This is a genomic window from Halarchaeum nitratireducens (genome assembly GCF_017874695.1).
Lineage (GTDB): Archaea > Halobacteriota > Halobacteria > Halobacteriales > Halobacteriaceae > Halarchaeum > Halarchaeum nitratireducens.
The window spans coordinates 1-14291 of record NZ_JAGIKY010000004.1; the positions used below are offsets into that span (position 1 = coordinate 1).

The window sequence follows — 14291 nt, forward strand, 5'->3', positions numbered from 1 at the left end:
CCCTACGAAGAGTTCAAGCGAATCGCTCGAAACAACGAGATGATTTCACGAGCCCAGGCTGTACCCGCTGTTCCGTCCTCGGGGTAAACACGTACACGGAACGAACCGGCTTTGCGCCGATCCGGGCCGCGAGGAAGTGGGCGTTGCAGGCCTCTGAAACCGGAGCGGCCGCGCACCCGGCCGCGCGAAGTTTCTACGGTCATCGCGTCCACCTCAGTCCACAGTCACCACACCAGGCGGCGTCTTTCTCCGTAGTCACCGACCCATGAACGTGCTCGCTTCCGCAGTTCGGGCAGGTGGCGGTCATAGGAACTCCCACCGGCGGTCAGCCTTCTCGCGCTTCGAAGCGCGGTCGTAGTGCTTGTCGATCATCGACTCCGAGGTATCGAGGCGGTCGGAGACGACGCCGCGCGGCACGCCGTCGTCGCGGTACTTCGTCACGCGCGCCTTCCGCACGTCGTGCGTCGAGCGCGACGACGGACAGCGCGTCATCCCGTCGTCTCGGGCGTACTCGCAGGTGTCCGGGTCCTCGTCATGCGGACAGACGATACCGACCTTGCAGGGACGGGACCACCGGTAGAACGCATTCCGAACCGCCGTGTGCGAGGCGCGGCCGTACTTCGTCGTCACCAGCGGCGTTCGACCGGTGTCGTCTTGGACGTCCTTCCGGGGACCGTCGATGTAGTCCTGGAGCGTCTGCGCGACGTCTCGACTGATTCGGTTGAACCGCTCGCCGTCCTCGTTGTTCTTCAGCGGCGTCCCGGTACTCGGCCGGTGAACGAAATCGAGGCCGGGCTTCTCGCCCTCAAGCTCGCAGTCGTGGAGGTCGAGCGCCCGGACAGCACCGAGCCGCGCTCCCGTATGCCAGACGAGGACCCAGATTACGTGGTCTCGACTCGCGTACTCGTAGCGACGCAGGTACTCGATGATCGGCGGCACTCGGTCGGGCGAAATCGTCGAATCACTCACTTCGTCCGCCGTCGAGAGGTTCGGCAGCGGCACCTTCTCGTATAAGTCCTCAGGAACCGCCTCAATCTGCGCGCAGAACCGGAGGAACGAGCGCACCGTCGTCAGCACCGAGTGGATGGTCTTCGGCGCGATCTCACCGTCTTTCCCCCTCGAGTAGCCGCCGTTGCGCCGCCACACGCGGAACTCGTAGAGGTCGCGTCCATCGAGGTCGTTCATGTTGTCTACACCGCCGTGCTCTCGACACCACTCGACGAACGCGCGAAGGTGGCTTTCGTGCGAAGTTCGCGTCCACTCCGCCGAATCCTGCTTCATCGCCTCTAAGTGGAGGTCTACCGCCTCCGACGGCGTGATTGACTTGAGGTCGTCCATCTGGTTCCCATAGATGGGAAACTAGACCATAAATGCATCGTAGGTTGATATATGAGCTAAATACCTGAATGTGGGCTATTCACCAGTCTATTGAATACTCTGACCATAGCAGGTACTAATGCGCTATAGTGGTGAATGGATGCAGAAATGGGACGATAGAATCCTCGAAATCCTTGACGAGGAAGGCCCCCGTGGAGTCGGGTACATTAACGATCACCGTGCGATCCATTCTTCCCACTCAACAGTTTCCCGTCGCCTCTCCGATCTCGCTGCGCACGGACTGGTAAGCGAGCGCGGCAACGGCGTTTATATGATTACCGACAAAGGTAAGGCGTATCTTAACGAGGAGTACGACGCAGAAAACGAAGTCTACCTATCCGATTCAGAACCGCGCTCCGAAAACGGCGCTTCAGACACTAATACAGCGTAAGATGGCAATTCGGTGGGAAGGTGAATGGCAGGCGTTCGAGGACGAGCGTATTCTGGAGTACCTACGGGACCACGATACGGGGAACATCAGTGAGATTCGAAAATCACTCACTCGATCTGTCGCTGACTCCGTTGTTCGTGAACGCCTTCGCCTCCTTGCGCAGGCCGGCTACGTCAAGCCCGGACCAGACCACCGCAACTACGAACTGACAAACTGGGGACTGCGTTGGCTTGATGGCCGAGTCCGTGCTGACGGCCTCTACCCAGAGCCACACGCGGCACGGCCCGGATACGTACTCAAATAACATGTACCGATTCGAACCCGACGAGATCGACAGTGAACGCGCGCACCACCAAGCCCTCTTACAGGGGTGCGAAGGTGAGGAGCTGAAGCAGAAACGCATCGGGAACCTCGGGGAGATCGCGTTCGAGCGGTTCTGTCGTGAGTACCTTCCCGCAGAGATGTGGACGTGGGAGAACGAGGAAGCGATTCGCCGCTGTAACCCGGAGAGTTTCTCGGGGCACGACTTCGAGATATTCGGCTACGAGGTGGACGTAAAGACCTCGCGCGACATCTCGGCGTTCACACCGCAGGCGCTTGCGGAGAACGACGACGAGGACGACATCATCGTGATGGCGTGGCACCGCGACAACGAGGACGCCCTGATCCTCCTCGGGTGGGAGTGGGTACAGAGCCTCACAACGAAGGTTGAGATGGAGGAGGAGTACACGGGTGAGACACCGGCGAAGCTCGAACCGATTGCGGCGAATCCGATGAACGAACTCATCGACCTCGGACCCAACACCGCGCATCTGAACCAGATGCCGGAGAACCCGTTCGGGCCAGGAGATCGCGTCGAGAAGGTCGAGGGGCACCGTGGTGATCCCGCTGTCGTCGTGGAGGTCCTTCCGCCTGAAACGGAAGCGAGCATCTACGGGAACACGATGGAGGAGGAAGCCGTGAACGTCGCGTTCCCGAGTCATCTAGAGGAAGGGCCGGGTGACTGGGAGACAATACACCCGGCGAAACTGGCGTCATACTGCGACGATCAGGACGTCAAACTCTACACGTACAAGCACTCGAACTTGGAGTTCGCATAGCCGGAAATACGGCGACGATGTTCACCTCCCATGGGAATAGGCAAAGACAACCACCAAAGAAAGGCGAGCGCCTTGAGTATTAAGGCGAGATATACTGACTAACACCGGACAACGGACGGAGAACATTCCGCAGATAGAGGGCCAACCACTCATGAGAAGATCAACTAGTGCGGTGTACACAAAACCTAAACCCCTTGGGTCGATTAGTCCGAGGTAAGTAGAGATGCTAACCCTTGAAGATGAGAACGCCCTGATCGAAGATATAAAAGAGGGGATCGATATTGCGATTTACAAGGGTATCCAGAAGGGCCGGTTTAGCGAGGAGGATGTTCTCGTTGATTCAATTCGGCTGAATAAGCTAGCGTATCTTGCTATACAAGATCGAGACTTGGATATCACCTTTGGGTGGTTCAAATACGGTCCTGCACCGGTAGGTACTGTCTCTACGGACACCGCTGGTCAACATCTAGCGAATCCTCGTCCGACAAACGAAATTGCGGCACATAATGAGTCAAGGATCCCAAACTCCGGATATCTTAGCTCAGAGGGATATGCATATTACTTCCTAAAGGACCTGGAGGAGTTTGATAAAATCATAACATCTGACTCAACTAAACAGATGCTAGTTGATTTTTACCAGACTTATTGTCCAAAAGATGCTAAGGCGGATCGATTCACCGATCTGTACGTGGCTAGTGCGAAGCTACAGCAAACTCTTGACCAGGTGGGTGATGGTGTTAGCTGGCACGCTAACAAGAATGAGATATATAAAAAGTTAGACCGTCGTATTGGTGAGCTTGAATTTGAGCTTGAGTTTTACCCAGAGCTAGAAGAGGCAGTCGGCCCCTTCCAAGAATATATTCGGGTTCTTAAGGATATCCTTGCTGAAGCGACCGAAAAGGAAGATCTTTCTCAAAGCCAACAGCGCTTTATTAGCCGAATCGTTGGCTTTTATTATAATTATGCTTGGAAATACGTCTCTCTACTGATATCCAGAAATACTATCCGTGGGGATAACGCCTCACAGTTGAGAAACAGTACGGATGATGACCTCACGGAGATTCGAGATTCCTATGAGCGCGAGCTAACTGCCCTCCGCAACCGCGCAGAGCTATTTGATCTATCACCAGAAGAGGTCGAGAGCGGAGCTGGGGATATAGAGCCAGAAGAGACAGCCTATATTGAGCGCTGGACATCACTATCCGCGGAAGTGATTCAAAAGTGAGCGATCCATCCCGAGGAGATATCGCGAGGGTGTCATTCACCCCGAAAGATGAATCTCCGGATGGAGAGTTCGAAGACCCTCATCCTGCGCTTATTCTACAGCGTGATCGGTTGAATAATGAGTTGGATTCGACGGTGGTCATACCGGTAACAAGTAGCTATACCCGGGTTGATCGTGCTAGAAACGTCGAATTGAAACCGGGAACAGACGGGGTTGAGAAGAACTCTATTGCGGTTCTACCCCTAGTCACGACTGTGTCCATCCCTGAGCGAATCCATGACCATGGTGCAGGAGAGGGAGCTTGGAAGATGGGCGAAATATCAAATAGCAAATTATCGGATATAGAACGTAAGCTGAATATTATATTAGGACTGAAGTGACTGTATAGTATCTCGGTCAAAGTAAAGTCGCCCCGCGTCCGTGCCGGGGCCCGTTGAGGGCCGCGGGCGCGGCCGCTCGCGCGGGTAAGATGGGCCGAAGGGAAGTCTACCGGAACGGTCAGGCGTCGAGGTCGAAGACGGACTTCTCGTCAGGTTCGTAGGTGCCGGTGATCGCGGGGACGTTCCCGAAGGGAAAGTTGAGATCGCGCGCCCCGGACTCGCCGAGCTCGGCGAAGAACTCGGCGGAGTAGATGTCGTCGTCACCGCGGCGCTGCTCGCGGTGTTGGACGATGAAGTCGTCGGCGTGCTCGCGGACGGACTTGATGATGTCCTTGCCGTCCTTCCGGTGGCCGATCAGGATGTAGCGCGCACCGTCCTTCGCCTTCCCAGTGATCAGCGGGTACATCTTTTCGTTTGCGGCGTAGCTGTTCGTCTGTCCGTCGAGGACGGTCGAGAGTTCGTCGAGGACGACGGCGACCTTCTCGTGGTCATCGAGGACGCGACGTAGCTCGCTCTTCGATTCGACGAAGACGGTGCGCTCTTGGAGCCAGTCGTCTTGCCAGACGAGGGAGGTAACGTTCGTGGCGAGGACGAGATTATCGTCGTCGCGCAACCCGAGCTCGGCCATGACGAGCGCGGTCATCGTCTTCCCGCCGTCGGTGTCACCGACGAACTGCGCGAGGTATCCGTCCGTCCGCATCCGCTCGACGACACGGACGAACGCCTGCAGAGAGGAGACGTCGGTGTCGCGCGAGGTGAGCCCAGAGAGGTAGTTCAGCGTTTCGAGGTGGCCGTTTCGGACGGCCCATGTAGCGAGCTCCGAACCGTACCGTTCGACGAGCTGGCGACAGTAGGCCGTCGCCTCGAACGTCGGCGGGAGATCGACGCCCGTTGAGTCGTCGGCTTCGGCGTGGTAGTCTCGGATCTGCGCGTAGTGCTGCTTGTACCAGATGTACCGCTTCAGGGGTTCGCCTTGGAGGAAGGGCGCGAGGGGGAGCGTTCGACGATTACTCGTCAGCTTCCCCTCGCTCACTTCGCGGAACTCCGCGGCGGTCACGCCGTCGGCGCTACTGTCCACCGTCGTCACCTCCGACGTCGCCGCCGAGGTCTTGGTCGAGATCGGCGGAGAGGTCGAGGTCGTCGAGATCGTCGCCGAGCGGCCGGGTGTCTGTCGACGGCGCGCCGTCCGCGAAGTCGTCCAGGGACGGCGTGTCCTCGCGTACGCCAAGATCGAAGTCACTCATGTCCTCCAGGCCGACAGCGAACTCGTCCGCCTCGGCACCGGCGATGAGCGAGCGACCGACGGAGACGGAGTTCCGAACGACCTTCGAGTCGGCGGACGCACGCACCTGGAGGGCGGACTGTACGATGGGGACGAGCTCGTCGCGCCAGGTGACGAGCGTGTCCTTGTCTTCGAGGAACTGCCAGTAGCTCACCGAGCCGGACCACGTCCCGTCGAGCACGACGATCTTCTCCGGGGACACCGAACCGTCGTCCTGCACGCGGTCGCGGGACTCGGCGTGCAGGCCTTCGGCGATGTGGACGGTTCGACCGTCGCGGGTAGAGTGCCGCCGGTCGAGCGACCCGTCTACCTCGGTGCTGGCGAAGAACGAGGGGCTGAAGAACTCTAGTCCGATCTCCTCGCTATCGGGATCGGCGTACAGCACGGGACGAGAGATCCGTCCGGCGAGAACGTACAGCACGAGGAAGACGAGCGTAGCGAAGTACGGCACGAACCCGGACAGCACGAGCGTCGTAAGCGCGAGCGAGCGGGACGGAACGTCGGCGACCCAGACGACGATCACGGCGAGCAGACCGAGCAGACCGACGACGATGGGAATCGCGGCGACACGCAGAACGTCAGTAACACTCGAACGCCACGACGAGGTGGACTCAGCGGTCTCGCGCGTCGGGCTGGGTTCGGGATCAGAAGACACGGCGACGACCTCCGACGTACCGCTTGTAGCCGAAGCCAGCGACGGCCGCACCGAGTAGCGCGGCGAAGCCGGCGGCGAAGAACGTCACGATCCAGTCACTCCCGGACGGGCGACCCGGAAGCAACGACATCGAGGAGTCTTCGCGGGAGTAGACGGCTGGACACGAACCCGACGCAATACACGCGCTTGTCGTCGCACCGACGGACGCACGACCGTCGACGCGATCCGCGGGCACGGTGACGGTTCGCGTCTCGCCACCCTGGAGGATGACGCGTCGGAACGCAGAGTGCGCCACGCGCCCGGACCGTTGGGCCGACCCGGAGAGCGTGATGACGTGATACTGACTCGCCTCAAGCGTCACCCTCATCGTGCCGTCTTGATACGACCAGCCAGTGATCGTCGTGACGCCATCGACGGGGACCGGACCACCGGAGACAACGGTTTCGTTCGCCGAGGTCGCGTTCGTCGAGGCTGTCGAGTTGTTCGCCGTCGCGTTCGCTGCGGCTACCGGACTCGTGGCAGCGAGAGCCACGAACAGGACGACCAGTAGGACACGTCTCATAGAGCCATCACCGGAATCGAACCGGCGCGAGCCGACCACGGATGGCTACCGAGCGTCACCAGGGGACGCTCGACGACACCACGTCAGAGAGGAAGGATTTGAGACCGCCGACGGCCGCGTCCACGAGTCCGTGTACGGTCTGTCCGAGGGCACTCGTGAGAATCTGCCCGAGGTCGAACGCACCCGTCGCCATGCCGACGGCGGCGACGAGTCCGAAGACCGCCAACAGCATCAGGAGGATCGAGAGGAGTGGCCGAGCCATCGTTACCGATCCCTCTGGAGCGCGACGACGACGAGCAGCGAGATGATCGACAGGCCGACTACGAGGTAGATCGGCCCGTCACCATCGAGGGGCGAACCCGACGACGAATCCGATGGGTTCGACGGGGACGACCCGGCGGCCTGTCTGGCCTCGACGTCTTCGATGAGTTGCTGGGTTTCGTTCAGCTGCTCGGTGAGCTTGGTGACGTTGGTGGTCTGGTAGTTCGAGCGGGTGGTAGAGACGTTCTCTATGGCGTCGCCGTTCCGGTCGTTGATCGCGGTGAGGCGGAAGGTACCGGAGTCGAGGGAGATCGTCTCGCCGGTGGTGGTAGCGAGGAGGGCGGAGCCGTTGAGAGGTGCGGCGGTCGCGTTGTAGGACGTTCCGGCGGTCCACGTCCCATTCGGCACTTCGGGAGCGAGGAGGAGCCCCTGGTACTGGCGGTTCTGGTAGCTGACGGTCATCGTGCCAGTCTCGTCGAGGCTAGGAGTAGCGAGGCCCATCATAGAGAGGGCGGCCACGGAATCGTAGAGCGAGCCGCTGGTCTTCGCCTGGGTGCCGAGTTGGAACATCCGAGTTTCCCGAGAGAGAACGGTCGAGGCGTTGAGACGGCCGTTCTCGATAGCGGGATAGGTGTTGTTGACGTAGGTGGTGAACTCGGTTTTCGTGTCGGCGGAGAGGCTCTCGTAGTGACTCCACGCGGAGCGATAGTCGCGGATGTCGAGGAACTCGTAGCCATCAATGTCGGCACCCTCGGGGGCACCGACGACGATGGTGGTGTAGAGGCCGCTGTGGCGGTCGTCGTGATCGGGACCGCTCAGCGTCCGCCAGGTGGTCGTACTCCAGTCGGCCGAAGGCGTGTAGACGCCAGCCCGACCGCCGAGATAGGTGGCGTTCTGGATGACGGTGTCGTTCAGCAGCGTCAGAGTCGACTCGGAGGTTTCAGGCCCGGAGCCCCAGCGCATTCCGAGATCGTCGTCTGTCGGGCTGCCTTCGGGTGCGATGCGTACGGTCCGGTTGTCGACGCCGCTCTCGTTGACGGCGCGCTGATGCATCGCGCGGGCGGTTTCGACCTGAGTGGTGAAGTGCCGGTAGAGGGAGACCTGGCGCTTGGAGAAGTAGTCCTCGATAGCGCGCATGGCCTTTTCGCGGGCGACGGCCTTGACCGAGCCATTCTGTACGGCGCGGTAGTAGGCGACTTCGCCCTTGGACCAAGCGACGTTCTGGGAGCTGTTGGCGAAGTTCTGAGTGGAGTCGAGGAACTGCTGGCCGCTGGACTTCTGGGTGCGAAGCGCCTGGTAGATGTCGAGCTCGGTCTGGTTGTCCTCGGCCTGCCGGACTTCTTGGACGTCGCTCGTGGTCGAGGGAGCCGCGCAGTCGTCAGCGACGCCGAAGAAATGGAGGACGCTGGCGAACGAGCACGTCCCGGAGCCGGTGGCGGCGGGACCGTCGGGGGCGGCCGGCGAGGCGATCGAGCCCGCGACGGGCGCGGCGACCATCGACGAAACGAGCGCGACGACGAGGACGACACGCCCGACACGGGCGAGAGAAGATGTGTGCTCACTCATTGTTACCTCGCTACGATAGCTCCGACGACGATCTGAAGTCCGAGCACGATCCCATCAGACCACGGCGAGTACGTGGCCATCATCTCCTGTACAGCGGGCAGGAAAGCGTACGCGCCGAGGAGAAGCATCACCGCCGCGACGATGAACCACTCGCTCGCGTGGTAGTACCGTGGGTCGCGGGTCGAGGACGACATGAACACGATGGCGAGAGCAGCCATCGACGCGCCCCACGGGAGGTACTTGTACCGCGTGAGGAGGTCGATGGCTTCCTGGGCGAGCCCGGTCATGACGAGTCCGCAGATCCCGAACACGAGCAGGCCGACCGAGGACAGAATACTGATCCGCTTGTACGCGCGGATCGTCGAGGCGAATCCGCCGGAGGAGGTGGACATCACTCACCACCGTCCCGCACGCGGACCTCGAACCCGTACGCCTCCTGCTCCTCGCCGTCGTCGTCCTCGAAGGTGTATGGGTCGTTGTCCTTCTTGATACCGACCACGTCGCCCGGACCGATGTCCGCGTTGTCGAGCGGCCGCGTGACCGACGCGGACGCGAAGTAGGAGACGTACCGCGGCTCCTCGCCATCGACGCGCGTGAGGTGGAACCGATCACGCCCGTACCGGTCGGCGTCGCGCTCGATAGCACGGACCTCAGCGACCACGGAATCACCGGGGTCAAGGTTCAGCACGTCGTCGTACTCTTCGTCGTCGTTACCGGAGGAGACCTCGGAGAGGTCGTCCCAACTCGGCTGTTTGCCTTGCGACATACACGGGCAATTCAAAGTGCATGAACTAGATTATCGACCCCCCGATGGGGGGTGCGATACTTTAATACAATCTCCTACGCTCGGATCGCCTCTATCTCCTCGAAAGCCGTTTCCAAGTGCTCCGGTGGGACACCAGCCTGCGCGACGACGCCCATCGGTGAGAGTTGCGTATTCTCCCCGAGCCGGCGAGCGCGGTCGAGCGCATTCGCAAGCTCGCGCTCCTCTTCGAACGACAGCTCCCGAACGACGGGATCGGGCGACAGGAACGATAGCCACTCGTCTACCGAGAGCGACCCGAGCGACCAGTTTTCAGCGGCGTTCGCAAACCGTAGCTCAGCGCCGTCACATTCGCAGCGCGACGGACACTCGCCGTTTCGCCACGCATCGAGGGAGCGGGAGAGTACGTCACAGGTACAGACGACGTACGTCGCGGGGTCGGAGAGAAACGCCGCGATCTCACCGTGCGTTCGTGGAAGTGTCTGAAACTGTAGCTCACGCATATCGACGCCGGAACCAGTCGCGGGCTTCTCCTTGCCGGACGACTCGATGATCGCGTCCATCCGCCACGATGGCGGGCGGGTAGCCGACTCGAACTCGGTACAGACGCCGTGGTGTGGATCAACTTTCGTCCCAAATGACGCCGCTGCGCGTGCAGACGGCCACCGGTCACCAATGTCTCCATCGTCCCACCGGTCGGTGTCCCCGTCGTCGTCGAGATCGCCACCTGACCCGTCGGCTGCGAGAACTCGCGCGCCGGTTTCTCGACGAGCCTCGGTCAGCGTGTCGTAGTGCTGTGGAATCTGCCAGGGCGAGCCACAACACGCACACTCGAAATCGACGCCGCGACGAGACGAGCGAACGATACGCTCGCCGTGCCCGACATCTTGGTGCGACCGCTCCGACTCGTGTCGCTGCTTACAGGCGTCAGCGGCTATCGCACTGTTCGCCGTCATCGAGCGCGTCGCCTTCTGCGAGCCGGTCGCCCACTGGGTCGCGGCCCACATCACGTACTGGTCCGAACGTTCGAGCAAGTCCTCTTCGGCGGACGCGATGTACTCGGCAGCGTAGGCGGACCACGACTCAATCTCCTCGTCGTCGTCACCGACACGCCGTACCGAGATAGCGCCCTCGCCGTGCGCACTCGATCCGGCGAGGTCGCACACGTCCACGTGCTTGTCGATCACTTCGCGGAACGCAGCTTCAAGCCGTGGCGTCTGATCGCCCGCTCCAAGCGGGCCGGCATCGACCATCAGCATCACGTGGTGATGCCCGTACCCGACGTTCGGTCCGTCGCCGGGGTGTGGCTCTCCCTGCTTGTGGTACAGGTAGTCGGACACACCGAGCTTGTCGAGCTGATAGCGAAGCGCATCGTACACGCCGGCCGTCCACGAGTCGGCGATCTCGCGGTCGTGGTCGGCGGGTCCGATCCGGTCGCCGTTCGGTGTGGACGTACCGGAGAGAGTGAGTATCACCGAATGCGGGTTCTCGTACTCGGGGCTCGTTTCGCCGCCGGACGGACGTTCGCCACCGACGGTTTCGCGTTCGAGAGCCTTCAACCGGGCAACCTCGCGCTTACAGTAGCTCGGTTGCCATGAGTTTTCGAGGTCGATGGTGAACTCCTCGTACTCTGGTTCTCCCTGGTAGCCGCGAGCGAGACGGCCGCGACGTCCACGGGCACGTTCGTACCACGCGAGCATCGCAGCGATAGCGTCCAACCACGTTGAGGCGCGGCGCTCCTCAACCTCGCTCACGTCGAACGTATCACCGGTCGGGCCCGGTTCGTTCACCCGGTACTCGACCCAGTCCTCTTCGACGACTTCCGAGCGAAGCGTCCGCCCGTTCGTTTCCGAGAGCGGCGTCATCAGCCGGCCACCGTACGCGGCCCAGATCTCTGCGAGCCGGTGCGCGGGATGCGGAAGGTCGCGCGTCGAGTCAACGTCGAGATCGTGCAAACCGTATCGCCGGATGGCCGTCCTGAGCGCCTGAGGCGACTTTTCAGAGTTAGTCCTGTTGGCTGGCCAAGCCGCACCGCCGGAGGTGTCAGCCGTGCTCATTTGGCCCGAAGGTCGAACGCGGTCGATTCGGAGAACACCGTCGGGCGCTCGTCGAGAAGGACGGTGGTGACAGCCTCCCGGGTGTGGCGTGCAGCTTCGAGCCACGCAAGCGTGGCGGCGTCCACGTCGTCCCACTTGGGGGAGGCCGCGAGCCGATGACAGAGCAGATCGACGGTATCCCAGTCGGTCATTTCGACGACCTCCGGGGTTCACCGGCGAGATAGCGCGCGTGACAGTCGAGGCAGACTCGTGCGCGGAAGAGGATGGACCCGGCGGGGTTGAGACAAAGCTGTCGGCAGTTCCGACATTGGTACGAGCGTTGGTCGGCGTCGAGATCGGCAGTCAGACGAGCCTTGAGCTCTGCGCGGAACTCCGCGGCGGTAGCGCGCGTCTCCGGGTTACTCGGTGTGGTCGAACCGTGGGACCCGTGGGAGGCATTAGACACGCGAATCACCTCCACGCGAACCGCGACGAGGGGTCCCTCCCTGCGGTCGGGACTGATGCGGTGGACCGTCGAGGACCGAGCACCTACCGCCGGGTAGTACCGTCCGCGCTCGCGGCGCAGCGCTCGCGCTGGCCGAGCAGAAATCGACGAGATTCTGACCGCGCGCGCAGATCGAGGGACCAGCCTTTGCGAACGTAATCGCCAGACAGCGAAGGGGCGCGAAAGCTACGCTGTTTAGATCAGAATATGCGCCGTTCTCAAATGAAGCTAAAGCGGCGTGAAGTAGACAAAGAATCCCTGACGCGCCATAATCGGTTTGGCTTCGATTCGGGCGGTTTGCGAGTGGGCGTTGCAGGATTTGAACCCGCGGCGTCTTGGTCCGAAGCCAAGTGCTCTGTCCAAGCTGAGCTAAACGCCCGCGACTCATCGTTCCCGGCGGTGGCGCTTAAGTCCCGCGATTCGTTGGTCGACCGCGACACGAACGTTTCTTGCGGGCGGCGCGCGAGTGACGCGAGTATGACTCTCGGTGTGCGGGTGCGTGGGCTCTTCGAACTCTGTCGGCCGGCGAACGCGGTCGTCTCGGGCGTGCTGACGCTCATCGGGGCGTACGTCGCGGGGCGACCGTTCGCGCTCGCGGCGCTCGTCGCGGCGGTCGCGACGGTGTTCGCGACGGCGGCGGGGAACGCGATCAACGACTACTTCGATCGGGACATTGACGCGATCAATAATCCGGAGCGGCCGATCCCCCGCGGCGCGGTCACGTCCCGGGGAGCGCTCGCCTTCAGCGTCGTCCTCTTCGCGGGCTCGATCGTCCTCGCGCTCTCCCTCCCGCTGTTCGCCATCGCGGTCGCGGTGGTGAACCTCCTCGCGCTCGTCACGTACACGAAGGTCTTCAAGGGCCTGCCGGGGGCGGGGAACGCCGTCGTCGCGTATCTCGGCGGGAGCACGTTCCTCTTCGGCGCGGCGGCGGTCGGGCGACCCCTCGCGGCGGTCGTCCTGTTCGCGCTCGCGGCGCTCTCGACGCTCGCGCGCGAGATTATCAAGGACATCGAAGACGTCGCGGGCGACCGTGAGGAGGGTCTCAACACGCTGCCGATCGCGGTGGGAGAGCGAAACGCGTGTCTCCTCGCGGCGACGGTGCTCGTCGTCGCCGTGCTCGCCAGTCCGGTGCCGTACCTCCGCGACCTCTTCGGCGTCGCGTACCTCGCGGCCGTCGTCCCCGCGGACCTCGTGATGGCGTACGCGGCGTACGTGGCGTTCGACGATCCGGCGCGTGCGCAGGGGATCCTGAAGTACGGGATGTTCCTCGCGGCGGCGGCGTTCGTCGTCGGGCGCGCGGCCGCCTGAGCGGCGCGGCGGCTTTTTGTCGGTGGCACCCGTCGATTCGCGTATGACAGACTCGGACGACGAGGTGTTGTCACGCGTCCTCGGCTACGAGACCATCGCGGTCGTCGGCTGCTCGGGCACGCCCGGGAAGGCCGCCCACAACGTCCCGAAGTACCTCCAGCGTCACGGTTACCGGATCGTCCCGGTGAACCCGACGACCGACGAGGTGCTCGGTGAGCGCGCCTACGACACGCTCGCGGACGTCGAGGCGGAGGTCGACGTCGTGAACGTCTTTCGACCGAGCGAGGAGGTCGCGGGGATCGTCGACGAGGCGATCGAACGCGACGACGTGACGGCGATCTGGACGCAGCTCGGCATCCGCGACGACGACGCGGCGGGGCGCGCGACGGACGCGGGGCTCACCGTCGTCCAAGACCGCTGTATGAAGGTCGAACACGGTCGACTGAAGCGCTGACGCGACGCCGAAGCGCGGACGCTTCTCCGCCGCGCTTACGCCTCGGCGTCGTCGGTCTCCACGTCCGCTCCCGGATCGTCGAGCTCCTCCAGGGTGGCCTTGACGTCGACGCCGCTCTCCGCCGCGAGCGCCTCGACGAGCGCGCGCTGCTCGGCGAGTTCGCCCTCCAGTCGCTCGACGCGCTCGTTCGTGTCACCGACGGTCTCGCTCATCCCCTCGACTCGCTTGCGGATGGCCTCGACGCGCTTGTAGAGCTTCTCCGCGAGATCGGAGAGTTTGCTCACCGTGTTCGCCGTGCTCGTGAGTCCCATGGCTTTCCTTCGGACGGCGGGACGCAAAGGCCTTCCCCACGGGTTGACATCCTCCCCGCCCTACAGGGCGAGAATTCCACGAAGTGGATATTCAGGTTGCGCGTTTCCTCGGGCC

The 14291-nt window shown here is 62.3% G+C and carries 16 protein-coding genes, 1 tRNA gene and 1 pseudogene; 6 read left to right on the forward strand and 12 right to left on the reverse strand.

Going from position 1 to position 14291, the window contains the following annotated elements:
* Nucleotides 1–303: 303 nt before the first annotated feature.
* On the reverse strand, nucleotides 304–1338 hold the full coding sequence (locus J2754_RS05285) for a tyrosine-type recombinase/integrase (RefSeq protein ID WP_211086865.1): 1035 nt from the start codon (nucleotides 1336–1338) through the stop codon (nucleotides 304–306).
* A 139-nt stretch (nucleotides 1339–1477) separates the two neighbouring features.
* Between J2754_RS05285 and J2754_RS05290 the strand changes: the two genes are divergently transcribed.
* From J2754_RS05290 to J2754_RS05305, 4 genes and pseudogenes are all read left to right on the forward strand, one after another.
* Nucleotides 1478–1768, forward strand: a complete 291-nt coding sequence (locus J2754_RS05290; RefSeq protein WP_245332901.1) for a MarR family transcriptional regulator — start codon at nucleotides 1478–1480, stop codon at nucleotides 1766–1768.
* 305 nt (nucleotides 1769–2073) lie between these two features.
* Nucleotides 2074–2865: pseudogene (locus J2754_RS05295) on the forward strand (DUF7961 domain-containing protein); the annotation flags it as partial.
* A 226-nt stretch (nucleotides 2866–3091) separates the two neighbouring features.
* Nucleotides 3092–4093 carry a DUF8098 family protein gene (locus tag J2754_RS05300; RefSeq protein WP_211086868.1) on the forward strand — a complete coding sequence of 334 codons (1002 nt, stop codon included), beginning with the start codon at nucleotides 3092–3094 and terminating at the stop codon, nucleotides 4091–4093.
* Nucleotides 4090–4473 (forward strand): type II toxin-antitoxin system PemK/MazF family toxin, encoded by a 384-nt coding sequence (locus tag J2754_RS05305; protein ID WP_211086869.1) that lies wholly within the window; start codon nucleotides 4090–4092, stop codon nucleotides 4471–4473. The genes J2754_RS05300 and J2754_RS05305 overlap by 4 nt, the downstream gene beginning before the upstream one ends.
* A 118-nt stretch (nucleotides 4474–4591) precedes the next feature.
* Here J2754_RS05305 and J2754_RS05310 read toward each other — a convergent pair whose 3' ends face one another.
* The 10 genes from J2754_RS05310 to J2754_RS05355 form a co-directional block, all read right to left on the reverse strand.
* Entirely contained in the window at nucleotides 4592–5551 is a 960-nt protein-coding gene (locus J2754_RS05310) for a hypothetical protein (protein WP_211086870.1), read from the reverse strand.
* A complete protein-coding gene (locus tag J2754_RS05315; RefSeq protein ID WP_211086871.1) occupies nucleotides 5541–6410 on the reverse strand; it encodes a hypothetical protein in 870 nt (289 codons plus the stop codon). The genes J2754_RS05310 and J2754_RS05315 overlap by 11 nt, the downstream gene beginning before the upstream one ends.
* A complete protein-coding gene (locus tag J2754_RS05320; RefSeq protein WP_211086872.1) occupies nucleotides 6400–6942 on the reverse strand; it encodes a DUF8063 family protein in 543 nt (180 codons plus the stop codon). The genes J2754_RS05315 and J2754_RS05320 overlap by 11 nt, the downstream gene beginning before the upstream one ends.
* A gap of 85 nt (nucleotides 6943–7027) precedes the next feature.
* Nucleotides 7028–7234, reverse strand: coding sequence for a hypothetical protein (locus J2754_RS05325; protein WP_211086873.1), 207 nt, complete (start codon nucleotides 7232–7234; stop codon nucleotides 7028–7030).
* A gap of 2 nt (nucleotides 7235–7236) precedes the next feature.
* Complete coding sequence (locus tag J2754_RS05330) at nucleotides 7237–8799, reverse strand: Env/VP5 family phage fusion protein (RefSeq protein ID WP_211086874.1); 1563 nt, start codon at nucleotides 8797–8799, stop codon at nucleotides 7237–7239.
* Nucleotides 8800–8801: 2 nt separating this feature from the next.
* On the reverse strand, nucleotides 8802–9191 hold the full coding sequence (locus J2754_RS05335; protein WP_211086875.1) for a DUF8023 family protein: 390 nt from the start codon (nucleotides 9189–9191) through the stop codon (nucleotides 8802–8804).
* Nucleotides 9191–9565, reverse strand: a complete 375-nt coding sequence (locus tag J2754_RS05340) for a hypothetical protein (RefSeq protein WP_211086876.1) — start codon at nucleotides 9563–9565, stop codon at nucleotides 9191–9193. The genes J2754_RS05335 and J2754_RS05340 overlap by 1 nt, the downstream gene beginning before the upstream one ends.
* 74 nt (nucleotides 9566–9639) lie before the next feature.
* On the reverse strand, nucleotides 9640–11517 hold the full coding sequence (locus tag J2754_RS05345; protein ID WP_211086877.1) for a hypothetical protein: 1878 nt from the start codon (nucleotides 11515–11517) through the stop codon (nucleotides 9640–9642).
* A 98-nt stretch (nucleotides 11518–11615) separates the two neighbouring features.
* A complete protein-coding gene (locus tag J2754_RS05350; RefSeq protein ID WP_211086878.1) occupies nucleotides 11616–11810 on the reverse strand; it encodes a hypothetical protein in 195 nt (64 codons plus the stop codon).
* 597 nt (nucleotides 11811–12407) lie between these two features.
* Nucleotides 12408–12482: transfer RNA gene (locus J2754_RS05355), tRNA-Arg, on the reverse strand.
* Nucleotides 12483–12580: 98 nt separating this feature from the next.
* On the opposite strand from J2754_RS05355, the gene J2754_RS05360 reads away from it, so the two are divergent.
* Both J2754_RS05360 and J2754_RS05365 read left to right on the forward strand, forming a co-directional pair.
* The gene (locus J2754_RS05360) at nucleotides 12581–13411 is read left to right on the forward strand and encodes a geranylgeranylglycerol-phosphate geranylgeranyltransferase (RefSeq protein ID WP_211086879.1); all 831 of its coding nucleotides are present in this window, start codon (nucleotides 12581–12583) and stop codon (nucleotides 13409–13411) included.
* 43 nt (nucleotides 13412–13454) lie between these two features.
* Nucleotides 13455–13865: a CoA-binding protein gene (locus tag J2754_RS05365; protein ID WP_211086880.1), complete on the forward strand. Its 411-nt coding sequence runs from the start codon at nucleotides 13455–13457 to the stop codon at nucleotides 13863–13865.
* Between the two features lie 35 nt (nucleotides 13866–13900).
* On the opposite strand, the gene J2754_RS05370 is transcribed toward J2754_RS05365, so the two are convergent.
* The gene (locus J2754_RS05370; protein WP_211086881.1) at nucleotides 13901–14176 is read right to left on the reverse strand and encodes a DUF5798 family protein; all 276 of its coding nucleotides are present in this window, start codon (nucleotides 14174–14176) and stop codon (nucleotides 13901–13903) included.
* Nucleotides 14177–14291 lie beyond the last annotated feature (115 nt).

Excerpts from the sequence above, each read along its gene's own strand:
- J2754_RS05285 (WP_211086865.1), bottom strand. The coding sequence starts at position 1,338 with ATGGACGACCTCAAGTCAATCACGCCGTCGGAGGCGGTAGACCTCCAC.
- J2754_RS05290 (WP_245332901.1), top strand. The coding sequence starts at position 1,478 with ATGCAGAAATGGGACGATAGAATCCTCGAAATCCTTGACGAGGAAGGC.
- J2754_RS05300 (WP_211086868.1), top strand. The coding sequence starts at position 3,092 with ATGCTAACCCTTGAAGATGAGAACGCCCTGATCGAAGATATAAAAGAG.
- J2754_RS05325 (WP_211086873.1), bottom strand. The coding sequence starts at position 7,234 with ATGGCTCGGCCACTCCTCTCGATCCTCCTGATGCTGTTGGCGGTCTTC.
- J2754_RS05330 (WP_211086874.1), bottom strand. The coding sequence starts at position 8,799 with ATGAGTGAGCACACATCTTCTCTCGCCCGTGTCGGGCGTGTCGTCCTC.
- J2754_RS05335 (WP_211086875.1), bottom strand. The coding sequence starts at position 9,191 with ATGTCCACCTCCTCCGGCGGATTCGCCTCGACGATCCGCGCGTACAAG.
- J2754_RS05340 (WP_211086876.1), bottom strand. The coding sequence starts at position 9,565 with ATGTCGCAAGGCAAACAGCCGAGTTGGGACGACCTCTCCGAGGTCTCC.
- J2754_RS05350 (WP_211086878.1), bottom strand. The coding sequence starts at position 11,810 with ATGACCGACTGGGATACCGTCGATCTGCTCTGTCATCGGCTCGCGGCC.
- J2754_RS05360 (WP_211086879.1), top strand. The coding sequence starts at position 12,581 with ATGACTCTCGGTGTGCGGGTGCGTGGGCTCTTCGAACTCTGTCGGCCG.
- J2754_RS05365 (WP_211086880.1), top strand. The coding sequence starts at position 13,455 with ATGACAGACTCGGACGACGAGGTGTTGTCACGCGTCCTCGGCTACGAG.
- J2754_RS05370 (WP_211086881.1), bottom strand. The coding sequence starts at position 14,176 with ATGGGACTCACGAGCACGGCGAACACGGTGAGCAAACTCTCCGATCTC.